This window comes from Arenibacter hampyeongensis (genome assembly GCF_002909255.1).
In the GTDB taxonomy this organism is placed as follows: domain Bacteria; phylum Bacteroidota; class Bacteroidia; order Flavobacteriales; family Flavobacteriaceae; genus Arenibacter; species Arenibacter hampyeongensis.
The window spans coordinates 1-22191 of the sequence record NZ_PIOB01000021.1; the positions used below are offsets into that span (position 1 = coordinate 1).

The 22191-nt window shown below is 41.1% G+C and carries 8 protein-coding genes and 1 pseudogene; all 9 read right to left on the bottom strand.

Going from position 1 to position 22191, the window contains the following annotated elements; genetic code table 11:
* Positions 1-1846 (bottom strand): annotated as a pseudogene (locus CWD91_RS22390) (hypothetical protein); the annotation flags it as partial.
* A gap of 494 nt (positions 1847-2340) precedes the next feature.
* Positions 2341-4833, bottom strand: coding sequence for an immunoglobulin domain-containing protein (locus CWD91_RS22395; protein ID WP_192877713.1), 2493 nt, complete (start codon positions 4831-4833; stop codon positions 2341-2343).
* Complete coding sequence (locus tag CWD91_RS22400) at positions 4722-6212, bottom strand: hypothetical protein (protein ID WP_103443210.1); 1491 nt, start codon at positions 6210-6212, stop codon at positions 4722-4724. Before CWD91_RS22400 ends, CWD91_RS22395 begins: the two co-directional genes overlap by 112 nt.
* 214 nt (positions 6213-6426) lie before the next feature.
* Positions 6427-10908, bottom strand: a complete 4482-nt coding sequence (locus CWD91_RS22405) for a beta strand repeat-containing protein (RefSeq protein ID WP_239985906.1) — start codon at positions 10906-10908, stop codon at positions 6427-6429.
* Between the two features lie 205 nt (positions 10909-11113).
* Positions 11114-15634 (bottom strand): Calx-beta domain-containing protein, encoded by a 4521-nt coding sequence (locus CWD91_RS22410; protein ID WP_239985907.1) that lies wholly within the window; start codon positions 15632-15634, stop codon positions 11114-11116.
* Between the two features lie 491 nt (positions 15635-16125).
* The gene (locus CWD91_RS22415) at positions 16126-17709 is read right to left on the bottom strand and encodes an immunoglobulin domain-containing protein (protein WP_103443211.1); all 1584 of its coding nucleotides are present in this window, start codon (positions 17707-17709) and stop codon (positions 16126-16128) included.
* A gap of 417 nt (positions 17710-18126) precedes the next feature.
* Entirely contained in the window at positions 18127-20064 is a 1938-nt protein-coding gene (locus CWD91_RS22420) for an OmpA family protein (RefSeq protein WP_103443212.1), read from the bottom strand.
* A 10-nt stretch (positions 20065-20074) separates the two neighbouring features.
* A complete protein-coding gene (locus CWD91_RS22425) occupies positions 20075-21028 on the bottom strand; it encodes a PorP/SprF family type IX secretion system membrane protein (protein WP_103443213.1) in 954 nt (317 codons plus the stop codon).
* 15 nt (positions 21029-21043) lie between these two features.
* On the bottom strand, positions 21044-22191 hold a 1148-nt coding region (locus CWD91_RS23040), incomplete at its 5' end, for a gliding motility-associated C-terminal domain-containing protein (RefSeq protein WP_239985908.1).

Consider the following 22191-nt stretch of genomic DNA (forward strand, 5'->3'; position numbering starts at 1 on the left):
CCTTATCATTACCTCCGCTCAATATGTTTTCTGTCTGAACTGCGTCATCCGCCAATTTAGCATTGGTCACTGCATCATCGCCCAGTTTTATCGTGGTCACTGCGCCATCGGCCAGTTTTGCCGTTACTATGGATAGGTCCTCTACCTTAAAAGGGTCGGCAACTGTGCCCACTCCTGTAATCGTTATTTGATCGGCAATGGCATCAAAGCTGGTCTTGTCAACCCATGCCACTGTACCAACGGCATCCGTAACCAATACCTTATCGTTACCACCTGAAGAGATATCCTCTGTAAGAATGGTACCGTTCAATATGTTTTCTGTCTGAACTGCGTCATCCGCCAACTTGGCGTTGGTCACCGCATCATCGCCCAGTTTTACCGTGGTCACTGCCCCATCGGCCAATTTTGCCGTTACTATGGATAGGTCCTCTACCTTAAAAGGATCGGCAACTGTGCCCACTCCTGTAATCGTTATTTGATCGGCAATGGCAGCAAAGCTGGTCCTGTCGACCCAGGCAACTGTGCCAACGGCATCCGTAACCAATACCTTGTCGTTACCTCCGCTTAATATGTTTTCTGTCTGAACCGCATCATCGGCCAATTTAGCATTGGTCACCGCATCATCGCCCAGTTTTATCGTGGTCACCGCGCCATCGGCAAGTTTTGCCGTTACTATGGATAGGTCCTCTACCTTAAAAGGGTCGGCAACTGTGCCCACTCCTGTAATCGTTATTTGATCGGCAATGGCATCAAAGCTGGTCTTGTCAACCCATGCCACTGTGCCAACGGCATCCGTAACCAATACCTTGTCGTTACCTCCGCTTAATATGTTTTCTGTCTGAACTGCGTCATCCGCCAATTTAGCATTGGTCACTGCATCATCGCCCAGTTTTATCGTGGTAACTGCCCCATCGGCCAATTTTGCCGTTACTATGGATAGGTCTTCAACCTTAAAAGGGTCGGCAACTGTGCCCACTCCTGTAATCGTTATTTGATCGGCAATGGCAGCAAAGCTGGTCCTGTCGACCCATGCCACTGTACCAACGGCATCCGTAACCAATACCTTATCGTTACCACCTGAAGAGATATCCTCTGTTAGAATGGTTCCGTTCAATATGTTTTCTGTCTGAACTGCATTGTCCGCCAATTTAGCATTGGTCACCGCATCATCACCTAATTTTACTGTAGTCACCGCTCCATCGGCCAGTTTTGCCGTCACAATCGAAAGGTCTTCAACCTTAAAAGGGTCGGCAACTGTGCCCACTCCTGTAATCGTTATTTGATCGGCAATGGCAGCAAAGCTGGTCCTGTCCACCCAGGCAACTGTGCCAACGGCATCCGTAACCAATACCTTGTCGTTACCTCCGCTTAATATGTTTTCTGTCTGAACTGCGTCATCCGCCAATTTGGCATTGGTCACCGCATCATCGCCGATCTCCAAAGTAACATCTCCCAACAAAGAATTGATATCTCCACCTACATCTATTGTAGAAGAAGTAATATTACCATCGCCGGCAAGGCTACTTAAATCTGCATTAAAGGTCCCTCCATTCTCAAGGGTAAGCGTCAACTGATTGCTAACCGGATTAAAGCTAAAAACCTGAAGTTGTTGACTATCAGTTGATGTTAACTCCCAAGAATCTCCATCCCAAAAATAGATAGTTCCTGTATTAGTGTTTACATATATATCTCCAACATCAGCTCCAGTTGGATTTGATGTCCCAGGCGCAGTAACAAGCGTACCGCTAAGCACCTCGCAATTACACTGGTCTTCCAAATTCACTGTGGTTTGCGCTATGGCAAATCCAGAAATTAGAAATATGATTAATAAAATCCCCTTCTTCATGATATATACTTTACTTAAGTTGGTCTTTGTTCAGTTGGCATCAATAAGTTCTAAATCGAATTAATCTTTAATTAAGGCCGTAAAACTTATTGGATAATTTATAATCTTGGAAAATCCTAAATATTGGGTAAGTGATACTAACAATTCCATTTGCGGTATTTTAAACCATGTTGAAAAAATGTTCTTATTCAAACTTTTCATAAGTAGGGTTTTCTAATCTTTTAAAATGGTAACTTTTGATGTTTGTCCTATTTTTTAATTAAACAGATCTATAACACCATACAAAATTAACCTTAGGGATGGCTGTAAGAAATAAATGTTGTGTAACCCTATATTTGTACTGTATATACATCGATAATTGAGGTTTTAAATATTTTAAAACCATTATTCTTGGTTTTTTCACTCGTCGATTATCCTAATAATAGCAACGCTTGCCGAAATTTAATTGTGGGAAAAATCATATGTATTCTCCAATTATGATCCGAAAATATTATCTAATTCTTTTTAACTCTATATGTTATTCTCCTATTAGTAATTACTGTGTTTACCCTCACTGCCAATAAGGCTGTATTAGATGTTTCGAAGGCACAGATGTACATGGAATTTGAAACAATTACCCTATATTGATTTCCGTCGTCCAGTGTGGTGGCATTTGTGATTGTTAGCAAATCCGTTGCTGTTCCACCGTGGATTCCTGAATCAGTGAGATTTACCCAGCTAAAACCGTCAAATATTTGCCACTGAAAGGTATCCGCGTTGGAAGCTATTGCCGAAAAGGTTGTAGAACAACCTGGACAAACCTGATTATCAACGGGTTGATTGGTTATCAATGGAGCTGTACCTGCTTCTAGAAAATCGAACGTACCATTAACATCTATATCTGCAGGAACAGAATATGCTGCCGAAGTAACAGTGCCATCTGCATTGATTGCTGCGGGATTTCCGGTTCCATAATACCCATTAGCATCCCCATCAGCCGTTGCGTTGGCGTAAGCCTCATTGGCATCGTTACATCCGTCTCCATCACTATCCGAATCCAAATAATCTTGTGTTGCACTGCCATCGGTATTACTAATTGTATAATTTATGACACCGCTTTCCGGAGTGGTCTCAACCACGTTGGCCAAACCATTGGCTCCATAGCCACTATTGACCACACCATTGGTATGGGATTGATTATGGCCAGCCTCAACTGCATCATAAATACCGTCATTATCGGAATCAAGATCAAAAATATTTGGGATTCCATCAGCATCGGAATCGCAGTTGGCCGCTGAAAAATTACCAAAGAAAAACACTTTTCCATCGGGCCCATCAGAGGTAGCTCCTGGAAATGAAATTCTTAAAGCGCTTATCTTACTGCCCAAGGGTGCGATGTCATCTATGGGGAACAATGCCAGGTATGCGGTTCCGGTTGCCGAGGGATGTAGTTGGTGACCAGTATCCACATAGTCCGTTACATTTACTGTAATACTACCCAAAACGTTGTTTCCTGCATCCAAGGCCTCTACAAAATATGGGTTATTGCCATTTCTTTCTGTTATGGCAAGGAAAACCTCTCCAGTTGAAGTAATGGGATTATTGTAGGTCAGTGTAAAATCATCATTTGTAAAATTCTTCAAGTTCAGGGTGTGATAGTAATTCAAGTCACGACTTTGAAACGCAGGCAGTATGTTTGTCGTAAAGTTAGGATCTGTATAAAAATCATTGGAATCTACGTAGTGATCTATGAGATACACACGCTCTGTGTTGGTTACATTGCTAAAATTTGGCACATAAGAATCCGGCACGATAAAATCGGAAAAGGTATCTCCGTTCAAGGTTATAGAATTCAGGATATGGTTTTCAGTAACATCGCCAGGGTCTGCACTAGTGATGGAATATGAAAAATTAGAGGAAGGATAGGATCCGTCATGGCCGCTATCTGTTATGAAACATTCCTCGGTATCAGGTATACCATCGTTGTCATCATCTAAATCTATGTAATCAGGAACTCCATCACCATCATTATCGAGCTCACAACTATTGGTCACTATGGTTTTGCTTGCATCCACATAGCTAAGGTTATCATCTGAATCATCATCACTACTTTTAAATCGAATGTAGAGCCAGTCTATAGGAGAAATGAAGGTGAAATCAAGCTGGGCATTGTTGCCTACACGTGTCCATGGCCCAGTAGCACTGGAAGATATCCAAATATCAAAATCATCACCGTTCTCTCCATTTACTGTAACCGAATCCCCACTATTTATGGACTCTCCCATTTCCAATACCAATTCATCATCCTCATCATTAAACCTTGCATTGGTACCATCGTCATTGCCTAACGCATTGTTTTGATTGTTTACACTATCATCTACAATCACACCCGAAGCAAACACATGTGTGATACTAGTATCTTCAACTATAGTACTTCCTGGCGGACAAACCGTAGGGTCGTAAATTATAAGCTGGTAATCCTCCACTTCGCCATCAGCCGCCTCCGAATTACCTGGGGGCAACCCTGTTTCGGACGAAAATCTAAAACGGGCATAGGATGTTCCAACATTTGAAGAAAGTGGTACGAGAACGTTAAGCGTTATATTTCCTCCGGAAGGGGCTATATCAGATGCAATCTTCTCCCCCGCATCATCAAAATCGCCATCCCTATTAAAATCGATCCAAGCATTTAAAACTCCAGAGCCATTCGTGTTTATATCGATTGTTTTTGTCTGTCCCAAAGTCAATAACTGGCCATCCAAATCTACACCACCGCTAGTAACACCGTCTTCATCATCTCCTGTATTGTCATCACTGGAACCAGTACTGAAATTCACAAAGGGATCTTCACTATCTGGATATACAGACCCCATATAAATGGTAATTGGTGTTGAGGTCAGAACCGGTAGAATATGTGCAGCATAACCGTAGGACGAAGGTGCATCCCCCGCGTCATTTCGCGTCCCCAGGTTTCCCATAATCGATTCAACATCACCTGTACTACCCAATTGGGCAGGGGAGTTAAATCGCCCGTTGTTGTATTTACAATGAAAATGGTCCTTCCTAAGCCTACATTATCTTCATCTTCTATATAATTTGTTCCGTCACTGGCATAGGTAATTCCTTCGCCATCAATGGCAGCGGATGTAGTAAATGCCAAAGATGTAACTCCTGTATTTATGTCTACCGTATAATAATCAACATTATTGTCGTTCTGAATGTAAAACTCGGCTGTATCCGGATTCCATGAAATACCATCTGCATTAGATCTGGCCCCCGACAGTACCACTGGAAATCCGGCATAAGAAGACCAAGCTGGTTGCGAACCGTCAGCATTAGGGTTAATTGCCATTATGCGATCGGCCCCACCACTTGTACCATTATTGTAAACTATGACTAAAATTTCCTGTCCCGTATCGTTATTGATATAGAATTCGGCCCCCTCCACATGCCCCGGAACTATACTCGTTTTCACCAAGGTGGCAACGCCTGTTGTTGGATCAATGGAATACATATCGGAACTTGGTGTGGGTTCATCTCCCTCGAAAACATATACCTGTCTATCCGTAGACCTATAGCCTCCTCCTTCCCCTGAAAAGATAATTGGCGAGCCCCCATACGTAATATTGGTTACATTGGGAGAAGGCAAGGGCGAAGCAGTTGGATCTGGTGCTACGGAATACAATTCCGATCTATTATCCGCCATGTAGTAAATATACGGGAGTCCCCTGTTTAGGTTTGGTATTATAGCAGGTAATGACGTTAAAGGAGGAGGCGTAAAATCGGCCACAATTGTCAACACGGGTGATTTTGCCGAATCCCCGTTATAGGCTTCTGCAGTACGTTCGCCTGAACCATTAATTACAAAAGCCATGGAATTGCCATTGCTCCATCCACCTCTATTTACAATTTCTTGTACAATGGTCGTTATATCCGGTGTTTGTTGGTTAGCCCCGGATTGTCCTACGGTATTCCAAGAAGGAATATTATTCCAAGCAACGGATGCCGATGTCAATGTTCTACTGGAAATATTATAATTTGAACTGGAAAAAACGTTGGCGTTGTCAGAATCATCACCTCTAATGGTAACCGAAGTGCTACCTGTGTCAGTCTCATCCGTTGTAAATTGAATACTAGCACTCAAAATAGTGGTTCCCTGGGGAATGTTTATATTTTGAAATCGAATACCCACATATTGGTTTGTTCCCCCGTCACTGGTCAATTCCAAATCGGAACTACCAAGATCCATATTTCCATTGGAAACCCGCTCTTCGGCATCATCATTGCCTTGAGCCACCTGTGATGTAATAGTTGTCTGGGCAGTAGCAATGCCAACAAAGACCATTAACAAACAAAAAAATATTTTATGTAAGCTTGAATTCCACATTCAAAAAGTTTAATAGCGTAAATAGAAAGTTCTTACTAGACTACAAAACTACCATAGTGAAAGAATGAGGAAAATAAATGTTGTGTAAGGGGAAAATAACAATGTAAAGCCCCTAAAGCATGAAGTATAATAGTTTTAACCACCCACATTCATAGATGCTGGATAAATTAAAATTCTACAAATCAATGACTTAGCTTCCTTTATGCCAGCAAAATTAATTATTATTAACCCTGTATGTAATTCTCCTGTTGGTAATCAAGGAATAAGTCCTGATAACACTTTGTGGGGAAAACTCCGAGGTGGAATTCGCTATCGTTGCTGTTGATGTTATAAAATTTCCAATAATTACTCCTGGAGGCATTGGAATAGAAAATTTAAACCTATTCGTATTATCCGTATTTCCATCCAAATCTGTATAGGGCAAAGTTCCAGAGTCTGTATCAGAACCACTTCCTTCAATAAAAGTGGCCAAATAGGTTTGCCCCTCTCCATAGTCAGTGGTTTTGCCCATTTTATTGGCACCAGCCATTGCGCTTCCCTGACTGATATCCGTTAAAAACAGTTCTATTGTCGCCCCTGGGCGTGACCAACCTTCGATTGTTAAATTGGAACCTGAAGCGTAAGCCCCAAATAAAATCGGAAAATTAATAAGCTCGTTGGGGCCATTATCCGAATCTCCGTTATCATTCAATGTTACACCATCACCCATAGCATTGGTAAGATCAACATCTATACCTAAAGCCGGACTTGCCGTACCATTGGCATAGAACGAATTGCGTGACACTAAGTTTCCCGTAGTGTTACCTCCTGATAAAACAAGGCCTGCACCCCCATTATTATTAATAATATTATTGGAAATAGAAGAATTATTTCCATTGAGCTTGATACCGACATTTTCAATGCGCCCACTACAATTTCCGCCGTTTAAACCTGAATTTCTAATGGTATTATCTGAAATTGTTATGGAACCAGCAAAGCCCTGACCATCTATCCCTATGGAAGAGGCTCTATCTATTAAATTCCTTCTTATGATAATACCTGATCCACTTTGAATCTTTATATTGTCGGAACATGCGGCATTACCATTATCGGTAATATGATTATTCTGTATCACCGTAGATGTTCCTCCATTAATCAAGATACCCGCGTCGGTATTTCTACTTATATAATTTCCATCAATTTGTGCGGTACCCCCGTTAATTCCAACTCCGGTAGTTATGTTGCCAGAAGCAGTTCCTACAGCATTAACACCCAACAAATTGGCCATTAAAGTTGCAGAACCACTTTCAACTCTTATCCCTACATTTGAATTTGCAAAAACGGCCACATTTCGGATTAAATCACTACCGCCCTGCAATCGAAATACATCTCCCGCATTGCGTTGAATCTGAATCTCAGGTAGGTCATAATTAGGAAGTACCACGACATTGGTACCTACTGTAGCACCTCCGGATCCAATTGTTCCAATGTTGGTATTTCCGGAATATGCGGTTTGTGTGCGTCCATCTATATTTGTTCGGCTTCCTGTTATTGCGGACAGCGTATTTACGTCGGATATTGCTATATTAAAATAGCCACCAATAAAATTAGCATCGGCCGTTCTACCCAATGGATCTGAGGTTGGGGGAATCATAAATATAGAGGTGTCGTCCCCAGCTGCTGGATCAAAAATAGAGTTTGCCTCGATATCCAAAGCTATTTCATTTAAGTTATTGGAATTGACAATAAATTGTTCCAAGGAACCCTGTCCAATGTCGTTGGTATTTACAATGGTATTAAAGTTAAAGCCAAAATCTATGCCTACCACCCCGTCACCTGCCACGGAGACCGTTGACACACTCTGTGCATTATTTATTACTCCCAATGCTACATCTTGCTGTGCGCTGGGATTGTTACCGCCTACTTCGTCCGTTACCTCTATCAATGAAGATGGACCGCGATACTTCCTAAACGTTTGTACCGGATAACAGGTGGAGCAATTGAGCCCACCCCTGTTGGATTTAACTGACGAATTGACTGCTTTTATACGATACGCCCCATCCGACATGCCCCCAAAGGAATAGTACCCATTAATGTCCGTGTTTTTTCTTTGAATAAAGGTTCCTGAGGAATTGAAAAGTTCTACAACAGCACCTGATACCCCTATTCCACCAGAAACTAATCTATTCCTACCTGGCCCTCCAGGATAATTCATGTCCTCAAACACTGTTCCTGCTATTAGATTGGAGGGTACCTTGAGCACAACAGCTGCGGAAATCACAAAATCCTGCCCCACATTGACATTTGCAGTAACCTGGCTGTCCGATGGCAGAATATAAGTTGAAATGTCATAGGTATCCAAATCTACACCATGGGAACTGGAAGTATTGTAAATAGGTAATACCGTATTATCATAAATAGTGGAATTGTAAGCATTGTTTCCCGTTTGACCACCGTCCCCGGAAAGAATATAAGTAGTTCCTGATTGATTGGTTACTGAAAGTCGCTCTGGGTTGGTAGAACCAGAACTGGAACCGTCCAAGTTGGGGTCTCCTTCCCATGATAAAAAGGTCGCTTTTGCTCCGGATCCAGCTATGGCATAGAAGGAATCCAAAGTAAATGAGGTACCGGCATTACTTAGACCGTCAAAACCTTGATATAAGTTAATGTTAACTGCGGGCAATGAGGCATCTTCATAAAATACGATCAAGGTCCAACCCCCGAGAACGGTTGCGGTGGAACAGTAATTCCCAGTATTATCTATATTCAGGTCACTAAAATCATAGGTATTGGTTGATGGATTGGGAATGCCTTTAACAATATTTGTTACATCGCTTACATAGCCATAGAAGTTTCTATTGGTAAGCGTGGTCTGATACAAATAATTCGCGGAAACGTTTTGGCCTTCAAAAGTTACATTTTGATCGCGAACACTATTTGAATGCGCCCAATATAAATAAGCCCTTTCCACAGTAGCCGTAGCCGGAATAGGGGAAATTAAGGTATTGGAGGAGGAGGTGGTTATAGCACAGGCATTACCACTGTTACTTTGAGTTCGCAGGGTACCACCTGTAGAAGAATAATCATAGTAGCCATCAAACTCTTGAAAAAGGGTTAAAGGGTCATTGGCCAAAATCTGGGTATTGATGGTCCCGGTTCCCGTGTCCGAAAAATTGACAGTCCCATATGCCGCCGTTGCCCCAGTAAACCTGATCGTAAACTCTTCGGCATTCTCTGGTATACCGTCATTGGCTATGGGCACTGAGATAGTCTGTACATTGCCCAACTGGCCATTTAAGGTCAAAGTCCCCGAAGTTGCCGTATAATCGCTACCCGCCAAAGCTGAACCGTTTACCGTTTCAAAATTAACAGTAAAAGGCACATGAATGAAGCTGAACAGAAATGTATATCCGTGGCGTACACGTGTCTGTGTGACCGTAAAAACGGCATTACCTACCGTTTCATCAAAAGAAATATCGTTTATTACTATTTTAGGGCCTTCAACCATACATCTTACTCCAGCCTGCCATCCTGTTCCTGTCCCGCTACTATTAGAGGTAAACCTAAAAGTTAAACAGCCACCAGCACCATAAGGGGAATCGATTGAGCTAGGAATATTGTTGTTATCATATACACCTATAGGCGTTCCTGTTGCCGTAGTGCCCGCATAAACATAAAGAATATCACCTACAGCGACATCAAAACTGGTAAAATCCACACTAATATAATTATTGGCAATGTCAGGGCAAATAGTATGGACCCTATTTTCATTATTTCCATAACTGCCACCAACACTTCCCGAATCAAAAAAAACGGCATTACAGGTATTGGTCGTAGCCCCATTGGTAATAATTAAGGCATCATTATCCAATATGGTTCCAGTGCCTATATCTGTAATATCTACTGTGGAAAGTGATTTTCCTGTAAAACTAACAGTAAATATTTCCAAATCCTCTACTGCGATATCATCTAAAATATTTATGGTTATAGTCCTTGTAACCCCTGGGGTGCCTGTAAAACTTAAAGTTCCTGTCTTGGCCGTATAATCACTTCCAGCAGTAGCTGTTCCGTTATTGGTGGTATAGTTTACCGTAAATGCTGCAGCACTGGAACCCGTATGGGTTACCGTAAAAGTAGCCGTTCCTGCATTTTCATTTACAGATACATCGTTAATGGTCATAATTGGGCCAAAGGTGGCAGTGAACTGTACATTATCTATATAATAGTAATCATCCTTATCCCAGTCCCCGCTTCCGGTTATAAATCGAATGGAGGAGGATGCAGATATTTGGCTTACAGTTAGAGAATATGAAATAGAACCTGTACCATCATTATTTAAGGTTGAGACTGTTTGCCAAGAAGATCCATTCCACAATTGTACCAATAAGGTTTCCCCTCCCCTGCTGGACCCATTATAATCAAAAGTAAGTGTAACCGTACCAGCGCCCGCCAAATTAAGATTCCTTTGAATGGTCTCGTCCGATAATCTCCTAAAACGCAATTGGCTCCCAGTTATCCTTATATTTCCACCAGAGACACTATTATCATCATTGCTTTCGGTCCAATTGGAAGAAAAATTGTTGGTCCCATTGTTGTTGGAATAGGAAGTTGTATTAAAATTATCCAAATAGGTTTGCTGCCCAGACATTTGGGTAAAGCAGAAGAACACCATAAAAAGAATAGGTATTCTTTTTTGAAGGCTAATCCTTGTCATCATTAAGTAGACGCGATCCTAAGAGATCAACGTACCAAATGTATTCCAAGAAAAATTATAAATTTTGGAAATGTTGTGTACTTCACCAAAATAATGGTCAAATATAAAAATTACAATATCTAAAAAATTAGAGCAACTCCTTTAAACCTTAATCTAAGGTATTTTAAAAATGAACCATTGTGAAAAATTATAAGAAAAGACTAAAAAATCAATTCTTTTTAACCCTATAGGTTATTCTCCTATTTGTAATTACGGTATATCCTTTAATAATACTTTGTGGCGAAAACTCTGAAGTAGAATTTGCCAAGGTTGCGGTAGATGTAATAAAATTGCCCTTTACCACTCCCACTGGAAGTGGCACAGTAAATTTAAACCTATTCGTATTGTCTGTATTTCCATCTAAATCAGTGTACGCGGAGGTACCCGTTGCCGAATCGGCCCCACTACCTTCTACCAGAGTAGCCAAATAGGATTGGCCCTCGCCATAATCTGTGGACATACCCAATTGGTTGTCCCCAGCGCTAGCACTTCCCTCATTTATATCCGTCAAAAACAATTCTATGATTGCACCAGGTCTGGACCAGCCTTCGACAACCAAACTGGTTCCAGTAGCAAAGGCAGCTTCAATAATTGGGAAATTTAACACTTCATTTGGGCCATTATCACCATCCCCATTGTCGTTAAGGGTAACCCCATCCCCATTGTTTTTGGATTTATCCAAATCTATCCCTAAAGACGGAGCTCTCTGCCCATTGTTATATATAGCATTCTGGGAAATCAGTATTCCAGAAACATTTTCGGCCACCACGATTCCTTCACCTTGATTGCCGTGAATTACATTCCTATAAACGGTAGCATCTGCTGCCTTTAAACGAATACCAGAATCATCGAATATTCCCCCACCGCAGGCGGTATTATTTACACCGTTATTTGTGATGGTATTTTCGGTTATCATCAATCCAGCAGCATAATCATCTCCTTCAATCCCTATTCCTGCAGCCTCGTTGATCAGATTATAACGAATGGTAATCCCACTACCACTCTCAATCAAAATATTATCGGAACAGGTATCGTTTGCCCCATTACTATAAAAATGGTTGTATTCCATAACCGTAGCAGTTCCCCCATCCAAATGAACTGCAGCCACATCCGAACCACTGAAATAATTTCTGGCAATAGTTGTTGCACCGTCCAGAATTTCCACAGCATATTCCAAATTTCCAGACTCTGCTCCCAAGGCATTGACCCCGAGCACATTCTCATAAAGAAAAGCAGTTCCGGAATTTACCTGAATTGCCGACTTATCATCTGTGTATACAGCCAAATTGCGGAGGGTAGCACTATTTCCTTCCAACCTAAAAAGTTCCTTGGTATCTCCACGAACCTGAATTTCAGGTAAGTTATAATCGGGAAGTACTGAAGCTGCAATACCTACAGTAGTGCCACCATCTCCTATGGTACCCGAATTGGTTTCTCCCGAATAAGCTGTTTGAGTCCTACCGTCAATAATAGTGTTGGTTCCAGTTATGGTAGAGAGCTGGTTTGCATCCGTAACGAAAATATCGAAATATCCGCTAGCGAAATTAGTATCTGCAGTTCTTCCCAATGCATCTGAGGTTGGAGGTATCATAAATATTGAGGTGTCTTCCCCAGCTGCCGGGTCAAATAATGAATTAGGCTCTATATCCAAACCTGTTTCATTTAAATTATTGGAATTAACTATGAATTGTTCAAGGGAACCTTGTCCAGATTCGTTGGTATTGACAATAGTATTAAAGTTGAAGCCAAAATCTATACCTACCACTCCGTCACCAGAAACGGAAACGGTTGATACACTCTGGGCATTATTTATAACACCTAGTGCCACATCCTGAAGCGCTGCCGGATTAACACCCCCTATTTCGTCTGTCACATCAATTAGGGAAGTGGGTCCACGATACTTCCTAAAAGTCTGTACAGGATAACAGGTAGAGCAATTGAGTCCACCCCTGTTCGACCTCACGGTTGAATTGACTGCCTTTATACGATAATCGCCGTCGGCCATCCCTCCGAAGGAATAGTACCCATTAATGTCGGTGGTTTTTCTTTGTACAAAGTTGCCTGAAGCATCAAAAAGCTCCACAATGGTTCCTGAAACTCCCAATCCCCCTGAAGAAATTCGGTCTCTACCAGGACCTCCGGGATAATTCACATCTTCAAAAACCCTACCAGCAATTAAATTGGAGGGAACCTTAATAACTACTGCGGCTGAAATTACAAAATCCTGACCTACATCTACATTGGCCGTAACCTGAGTATCCGAAGGTTGTATATATGTTGATATGTCATAGGTATCCAAATCCACACCGTAAGAAGTTGAAGTATTATACACGGGCCCAACTGTATTGTCATATATCGTGGAATTATAGGCATTGTTCCCTGTTTGGCCTCCATCCCCTGTAAGCACATAAGTTGTACCAGATTGGTTGGTTATGGAAAGTTCTTCCGGGTTACTGGAACCGGAGCTATTGCCATCCAATGTTGAATCTCCCTCCCATGATAAAAACGAGGCTTTGGCGCCAGAACCGGCAATGGCAAAGAATGAATCCAAGGTAAAGGAAGTTCCCGAATTGCTTAGGCCATCAAAGCCTTGGTACAAGTTAATGTTTACTGCGGGCAATGAGGGATCTTCATAGAATACAAAAAGAGTCCACCCGCCCAGTACGGTAGCTGAGGAACAATATGTATTTGAATTGTCTATCGTTAAATCGGAAAAATCAAAAACGTTTGTAGAGGGGTTCGCGACCCCTTTTACTATATCCGTAACATCACTTACATAACCATAAAAATTTCTATTACTTGAAAGTGTGGTCTGGTACAAATAATTGGCTGAAACATTCTGACCCTCGAAGGTAACATCCTGATCACGAACACCGCTGGAATGTGCCCAATACAGGTAGGCCCTTTCCACAGTGGCCGTGGCCGGAATAGGTGAAACCAGGGTATTGGAAGAAGAGGTTGTTATGGCACAGGCATTTCCCCCGTTATTCTGAGTTCTCAATGTACCCCCTGTGGCGGAATAGTCAAAATAACCATCAAACTCCTGAAAAAGGGTCAATGGATCATTGGCCAAAATCTGGGTATTGATAGTTCCAGTTCCTGTATCCGAGTAATTTATAGTACCATACGAGGCTGTAGCCCCTGTAAATCGAATCGTAAAATCTTCTGCATTCTCCGGAATCCCATCGTTGGCAATAGGAACCGAAATGGTCTGGACATTTCCTAACTGACCGTTAAAGGTCAATGTCCCAGAGGTGGCCGTATAATCACTGCCAGCTAAGGCGCTGCCATCAACCGTTTCAAAATTAACAGTAAAAGGCACATGTATAAACCCAAATAACCAACTATACCCATGTCGTGCCCGTGTTTGTGTTACCGTAAAAACTGCATTCCCAACATCCTCATCAAAAGAAATGTCGTTTATGACTATTTTAGGTCCTTCTGGATAACAATTTACTGAAGCTTGCCAACCTTCTCCGTTATTCCATCCATTAGAGGTAAACCTAAAGGTTAAACAACCAGAACTATGTGTAGATTCTATAAGATCCGGAATATTATTGTTATCGTATTGCCCTATTAACGTCCCACCAGTAGTAGTTCCGTCATATATATATAATACATCTCCGCTGGGCACATCGAAACCAATAAAATCCAGACTAATGTAATTATTGGCGGTGTCAGGACAAATGGTGTACACTATATTTTGGTTGCTATTATAATTACCTACACCTCCCGGGTCCAAAAAGGTATCACTACAAGTATTTACTGTTGTTCCATTGGTCATTATTATGGCATCGTCATCTACAATTGTCCCTTCGGCAGTATCTGAAATATCTACAGTTCCATTTGAAGTAGACGTAAACTGTATGGTAAAGGCCTCAATGTTTTCAAAGGTAGTGTCATCCGTTATGGGTACCGTAAAAGACTCTGTATCACCAGAAGTACCATTAAAGGAAAGTGTACCTGATGAAGAGGTATAATCCGAACCAGCTAAGGCAGAACCATTGGAAGTTGTATAATTCACTGTAAATGCTGCCGCGGCATTTGCACCTGAATGGGTAGCTGTAAAGGTAGCTGTTCCGTCCCCTTCGTTAACGGTAATATCGTCTACGGTAATTGCAGGAGCTGTGGAATAAACTATGGTTAGTACTGGCGCTCCTGAAGAACTGCCATCACGGGATTCGGCAGTACGTTGACCAGAACCAGTAATCACAAAGACCATGGAATTACCGCTACTCCATCCACCCCTATCAACAATTTCCTGTACAATAGAACTCAAATTAGGGGTCTGTTGATTTGGTCCGGCCTGACCTACAGAATTCCAGGCTGGTATATTGTTCCATGCCACAGAAGCGGTGGTCAGTGGTCTGTTGGATATATTGTAGTCCCCATTCCCAAAATTCCCCGGATTATTGGCATCTTGTCCCCTGATAACAAGGGATGTTGCTTCAGAATCTGTTTCATCAGTAGTAAACTGAATATTTGCACTAATTATAGTAACGCCTTGGGGAACATTGATATTTTGGAATCGTATACCTACCAGTTGATTGGTATTTCCATCGCTTGTCAATTCCAAATCAGAACTTCCTCTATCCATATCCCCATTGGATACGCGTTCTTCGGCATCATCATTATTATTTGATACCTGGGAAGTCACTGTTATTTGTCCAAAACTATTGGATACCGTCAAAAAAAGAAACGATACTAAACAGATGGTAAAAATTCTTTTAAAATGTAATGATGGGACTATCCACTTGAAGGGTCCAAAGGGCTTAACCAAATCCCTTTCAAATATTTTTTGGATAAAAACCACGGCATTGACGCGGGAAAGCCTACACCCAAATTTTTTTGAACCGACTCTATATTTGTTTGTAACTTTGATAATATTGCCTTTTTCTATTACTTTTTAATGTTTCAAGTTTTTCAACTTTAGTAAAACAAGTAAAATCTGGCTTAAAAATATACCGGAAGATGCCGGATACCTAAATTATGTTGTGTAAAGAACTTAAACTAAAGTGAATACTGCATTTTCTGCTGTTACCGCTAAAAGGATATTTGAAAATTGACTAATCTTTCAAGGCATTTGGACTATATCTTCCCTATAATCAAGGTTTTGCGATATTCAATTTAGAAATGTAATGATAATAGCAATTGTTTTGAATAAAAGTTTTAGGAATACGATTACATATCAACCCTATAGGTTACTTTCCTATTAGTAATAACAGTTTTCACCTTCACCGTCAACAATGCAGAAGATGAAATTGTAGGTGGGCAAGTAGACCCGGATTTTGAAGCCAAAACACGATACCTAAATCCATTTTTATTTGCTCCCGCCGTCTTGACGGTTAAGGCCGTAGACTGAGTACCGGCGTACTCCGCGCCGTTTAATATGTTGTTGAATACTGTTCCCCCGTCTGTACTTACTTGCCATTGATAAGTATCTGAAGTAGTAGTAGTTACTGTAAAAATGGCATCACCTCCCGTAAAAATGGATTGATCGGGCCCTATAGCGGCTGTCGAAGGGGTATTTTGAGTAACGATTATCGCCGTTCTAGCCCCGCTAAGGCAATTGGTTGTTGTATTCCGTGCCTCAGCATAAAAAGTACCTGGCCCGGCAGGGGTGTATGTTGTATTACCCAGCAATAATAATGTTCCTCCACTGGCGGAATTGTACCAGTCCACTGTCTGGCCAAAACCTACCGATGCAGTTATGCTGGGTACGCTATCCCCAGTACAATAAGACTTATTACCTCCGCTAGCAGGTGCACTTACCACTGGGCAGGCGCAATTTGGTGCGGTCACTGGAAGTTGATTAGTACAGCCATTGCCATCGGTTACAGTTACCACAATATTGGTTCCTGAAGGAACATTGGTTATGTCCCATACATTACCAGACGTATTTGTAACAGTTCCCGCCGTACTGGTTACTGTTCCCGTACTAACGGTTACTTGCAATTGATAGGTTGTAGGCGAAAAAAGCCTAAAAACACAGGTAGGGGAACTAGTGACCGAAATTGTAGGTCGTGGACGAATGGTTAGTTTTACAGCAGTTCTAAAAAGGCTTCTTCGATTGGAATCTGAATTGTCTACACTTTCACCATAATAAGTAACATTCCCCACCGTATTAAAGGTTGGTGAAACTGGAGAACCACCACTAGTAGCAGTATACCACACCACATGTGCTCCAGAAGGAGGGGTTGCGGAGGCGGTTAGGGTTTGGATTGGGTTGGCCGCACATTCAGTAATATCCCCATTACTAGTGGGAGGAGGCAGTGCAGCCTCAATCTCTTCAAAAGAATAATCGGCTCCTCCATTTCCATTACAGTTGGAGAACTTTTCAGATCCAATATAAATATTTTGGGAGGCATTACAGTTTTTATCTGTAGTTATCTGCCCTCCATTATTGAATATCTGTGCGCCAGCAGGTAGATGTAGATCGGCATTCTTGACCCATGTTAGAATACCGTCGCTCTGTACAGAAATCACCATAATGTTGACGTCAAAATCTCCGTTATTAGGCAAAGAAAGGGTGTCACTTCCTCCCGATTGATCTCCAATAATAAGCTTGTCTATGGTATAGGAAGTTATATCAACATTTAAAGTGACTGTATTACCACTACCAATGGTTACAGTACCTACATTGCTGTTTTGTCCTGGATATGATGTAGCATTAACCCAAGCAGAACCATTGTATATTTGCCATGTACCGGAACTGCTCCAATTGCCAGTTGCCTTTGATCTATAGTCCCCAGTAACCTGTGCCATAACAGGCAATCCAAAAACAAATAAAATTGTTATTAAAACAAAACGTCTTAATATATGGCTTAAGAACACAGATCTAATTGATATTTTTAAAACTTCCGACTAACTCTATAATCTTACTAATACAATGTATAAGATTATATTAAATCGTCATCTGAAAATGAAATGACTATGTTAATCGGTGAAAATATCTATTAAAAAAGTTTTTTAATATAATATGTTGTGTAACATCTACTAACTGTTGTTAAATGAACTATAATGACTATACCCTCAATTTACTGGACATTTTTTTACATCAAGAAGATGCAATTAAAAAAACGTACCATGTCTAAACCTTGTTTTAGATTGTTGCAAATTTAATCACAAACAAAAATGCAGTTGCCAAGGCAACTGCATTTTTTATACATTACGAATATTATATTATTCCAATATCAAAAATTCTGACCTTCTGTTCAGCTGATGTTCAGCTTTGGAGCATCTTACTCCATTGACACATCTATTTACCAATCTAGTTTCCCCAAAGCCTTCACCCTGCAATCTCTCGTTTGCTATGCCTTTTGAAACCATATAAGCTACGGTAGATTCAGCTCTTTTTTGTGATAACCAAAGATTATAGGCATCAACCCCTTGACTATCCGTATGGGAAGTAACCTTGAGTTTTAAACTAGGATACTTTTCCATAGCAGCAATTACCTTTTGAATTTCAATTTCAGCGTCCGGCCTAACATTATATCTATCAAAATCAAAATAAATGGTACTTAGCTGCAATAATTTGGCCAAATCGTCCCCATAGCCCGCTGTTACGGTATCTCTTTCCAAATAAAAATCTACGATTAATGGCTTGCTATCGGATATATTAAGATACTCTTCAGAAGGCACATAACCTTGCATGGAAGCCCGGACAAAATTACCTTTATTACAGTCTATTGTAATACTATAGTTGCCATTTGAATCCGTAATTGCCGATGCCAATTCCTCATTATTTTCATCTATAACCTTAACAGTAGCCCCTACCAACACTTCGTTGGATATTTTATCCCTTACGGTACCTGTAATTGGTTTAATACAATCGAATTCCAATTTCTTGGTCTCTACAAAACTATATATATCATCCTCTCCCACCCCATTCTCACGGTTTGAAGCAAAGTATCCATTTCTGGTTTCTTCGTTTATAATGAATGTAAAATCATCCAATGCACTATTCACTGGTTTTCCAACGTTCAAAACCGACCCAATATATTGACTGTTTGAAATTTTAGTAGCAAATATGTCCAAACCACCTAGGCCTGGATGACCATCCGATGAAAAATAAAGTATATTTTCACTGGTAACGTACGGAAAAGTTTCCCGAGCTTCCGTATTAATTATGTTCCCCAAATTTACCGGCGTACCATAGGTACCATCACTATTTATGGCCACCTTAAAAATATCCGACTCCCCATAAGAACCGGGCATATCGGATGCAAAATATAGCAAATTTTCATCTGGACTTAGCGTTGGATGAGCTATTGAATAAGATTCACTGTTAAACGGAAGCTCCTCGATTTGTGTCCACACCCCGTTTTCTTTGGTCGCCTTAAATATTTTAAGTCGTACAACTCCTTTTTTATCCTTTACCGTTTTACCATCAAAAAGATTATTCCTAGTAAAATAAAGCGTATTGCCATCTTTGGTAAAGACCGAAGTGGATTCGTGAAATCTGGTATTGATCTCATCCCCAAATTTAACCACCTTATTCTCCGACGTACTGTCGACCGTTATCTTGTATAAGTCCAGGAAATCCTTGGAATTCCAAGTATGCCTATACCGCGCTAAATTACCTGTATCCCGATCGGAAGAAAATATTAACCCTTGTTTATAAAATGTAGGAGCAAAATCCGAATATCTGGAATTAAATTCAAATTTACCAATTTCGTATCTACCTGAATTTCCTTCTATTTCCGCCAAATAGTCCCTTTCTGCCATATAAAGGTTGGCCCTAACATCTGCAGACGTCATTTGGGAAAACTGATACATTACATCTTTGGAAAGATCATACTCTCCAAGGGACCTTAAGGTTTGGGCATATCTAAAATAGTATTCCGGACCAATCCCCTCTTTGTATTCGTTTAAAAGTCTTTTATAGATTTCGGAAGCCTCTTTGTAATTAGCATTAAAATAATAAGAATTTCCAAGTTTCATTAAAAGGTCTGCCGAGGTATATCCCTTGTCCAATACCCGTTTATAGATATCTATGGCCGGACTAAAAGAGTAATCCCTATATTTTTCATCTGCCTTGTTTACCAATCTATCCTGAGCAATGACAACATTACCAATGACAGAAAATAATACCGTCAGCAAAAAAATTCTTTTTATCATTTTATTTTTTTTAAAAGAAACGCGGTGATACCATTCTTTGGAACGATTTCACCAGTTCAAATCTTAAAAACACTTCGAAAGACCCATCATTAAACTGAGTTCCACCCAACTCTGTGGTTTCCCTATCATAAGCTAGTCCAATCATAAATTGATCACTTAATTGGAAGCCTACCATACCACTTAATGCCGCATCCCATCTATAGGCAGCACCAAAACTAAACTTGTCATTGAACAAGAAACTGGCGGACATATCTATTTGCAGGGGAGCACCTCCCACAACTTTGGTCAATATCGCAGGTTTGAATTTGAAATTATTATTAAGGTCAAATACATAACCCGTAATTAGATAAAAATTCATCCTTTCCGCAGAAAGAAATTGTACCGAATTGGGATCTCTTTGTGAATTGTCAAAATACTGGGTCTCCACTAGGTTTGGTGCAGAAAGTCCGGCATAAAATTTACCAGTGTGGTAATAAACGCCCACCCCAAAATTGGGAGAAAACTTATTGTCAATATTATCCCCTTGAACATTTTCCGCATCAAAATTGTTCAATCCATTAAAATCCAAACTCAACATATTACCTCCCACCTTTAATCCAAAGGATAATTTGGCATCCAAGGCAACATCAACGGTATATGATAACACTGCATCGAACTGTGTTTCCTGAACCACACCATCGCCAATATTATCATTGATAATAGAAATTCCGTAACCCAGTCTGCTATTCCTTATAGGGGAATGCAAGTTTAAGGTCTGCGTTTTAGGGGCACCTTCCAAACCTACCCATTGTGAGCGGTATAGGGCCGCAATACTCAATTGCCCCCTAGAACCAGCATACGCTGGGTTTACGCTCATAGTATTATACATATACTGGGTGTATTGGGCGTCTTGCTGGGCGTAAAGTCCAGCTAACATGGAAAGCATCAATAAAACGGTAACGAAGAGACTCTTTTTATATATCATCTACACTAAAATATATTATTTACTGACATAAATATAACCACTATCTGTAATATTCTGTTGTTTATTTTCATACTGAAAAATATAATAATAAACACCTGCAGGTAAATAGTTATTCCCTGTTACGGTAGATCTTGCCTTGGACCTGCCGTCAAATACATTATTCTGGTTATTATATCCCTTTCCTTCATACACCGAAACTCCCCATCGATTGAAAATTTTCATGGTATTGTTATGAGCATTTTTTACGCCCCTAATAAAAAGGAAGTCATTTTTCCCATCAGAATTCGGGGTCACCAATTGATTGACCTCGATCTTTTCATCTTCATCACCTTCTTCAACAATAACGGTGACCGTTGCCGTATCACAATTATCCGTATTGGCCGCTTCGCAGATCGTATAGTTTATGGTATAGGTGCCATCGGCGGTACCGGTGGCTACGCTTACGCTGCCATCCTCGTTTATTGTAAGTTCGGCAGTTGGAGTCGAGCTAAGTACCACATCCGTAGGTACTACAGGATCCCCGTTTAGGGTATCGTTGTCAAGCACATTACTACCCGTGATTACACCAGTGTTATCGGTATCTGTGGTATAACTATCGTCCACTGCATCCAGTACATTGTCCATATCCGGACCTACCTGAACGGTGACCGTGCCCGAATCACAATTGTCCGTATTGGCCGCTTCACAGATCGTATAGTCAATGGTATAGGTGCCATCGGCAGTACCGGGGGCCACACTTACACTGCCATCCTCGTTTATCGTAAGTTCGTCCGTTGGGGTCGAAGTGAGTATTACATCCGTGGGTACTATAGGATCCCCGTTAAGGGTATCGTTATCCAATACATTGCTGTCAGGGATCACTCCGCTGACACCCGTATCCACGGTATAGCTATCGTCCACCGCATCCAATACATTGTCCATATCCGGACCTACCTGAACGGTCACCGTGCCCGAATCACAATTGTCCGTATTGGCCGCTTCACAGATCGTATAGTCTATGGTATAGGTGCCATCCGCGGTACCAGGGGCCACGCTTACGCTGCCATCCTCGTTTATCGTCAGTTCTTCCGTTGGGGTCGAAGTGAGTATTACATCCGTGGGTACTATAGGATCCCCGTTAAGGGTATCGTTATCCAATACATTGCTGTCAGGGATCACTCCGC

Bases quoted from the DNA above. Each gene is read 5' to 3' on its own strand.
- CWD91_RS22400 (WP_103443210.1), bottom strand. From the start codon at position 6,212: ATGTGGAATTCAAGCTTACATAAAATATTTTTTTGTTTGTTAATGGTC.
- CWD91_RS22405 (WP_239985906.1), bottom strand. From the start codon at position 10,908: ATGATGACAAGGATTAGCCTTCAAAAAAGAATACCTATTCTTTTTATG.
- CWD91_RS22415 (WP_103443211.1), bottom strand. From the start codon at position 17,709: ATGGCACAGGTTACTGGGGACTATAGATCAAAGGCAACTGGCAATTGG.
- CWD91_RS22420 (WP_103443212.1), bottom strand. From the start codon at position 20,064: ATGATAAAAAGAATTTTTTTGCTGACGGTATTATTTTCTGTCATTGGT.
- CWD91_RS22425 (WP_103443213.1), bottom strand. From the start codon at position 21,028: ATGATATATAAAAAGAGTCTCTTCGTTACCGTTTTATTGATGCTTTCC.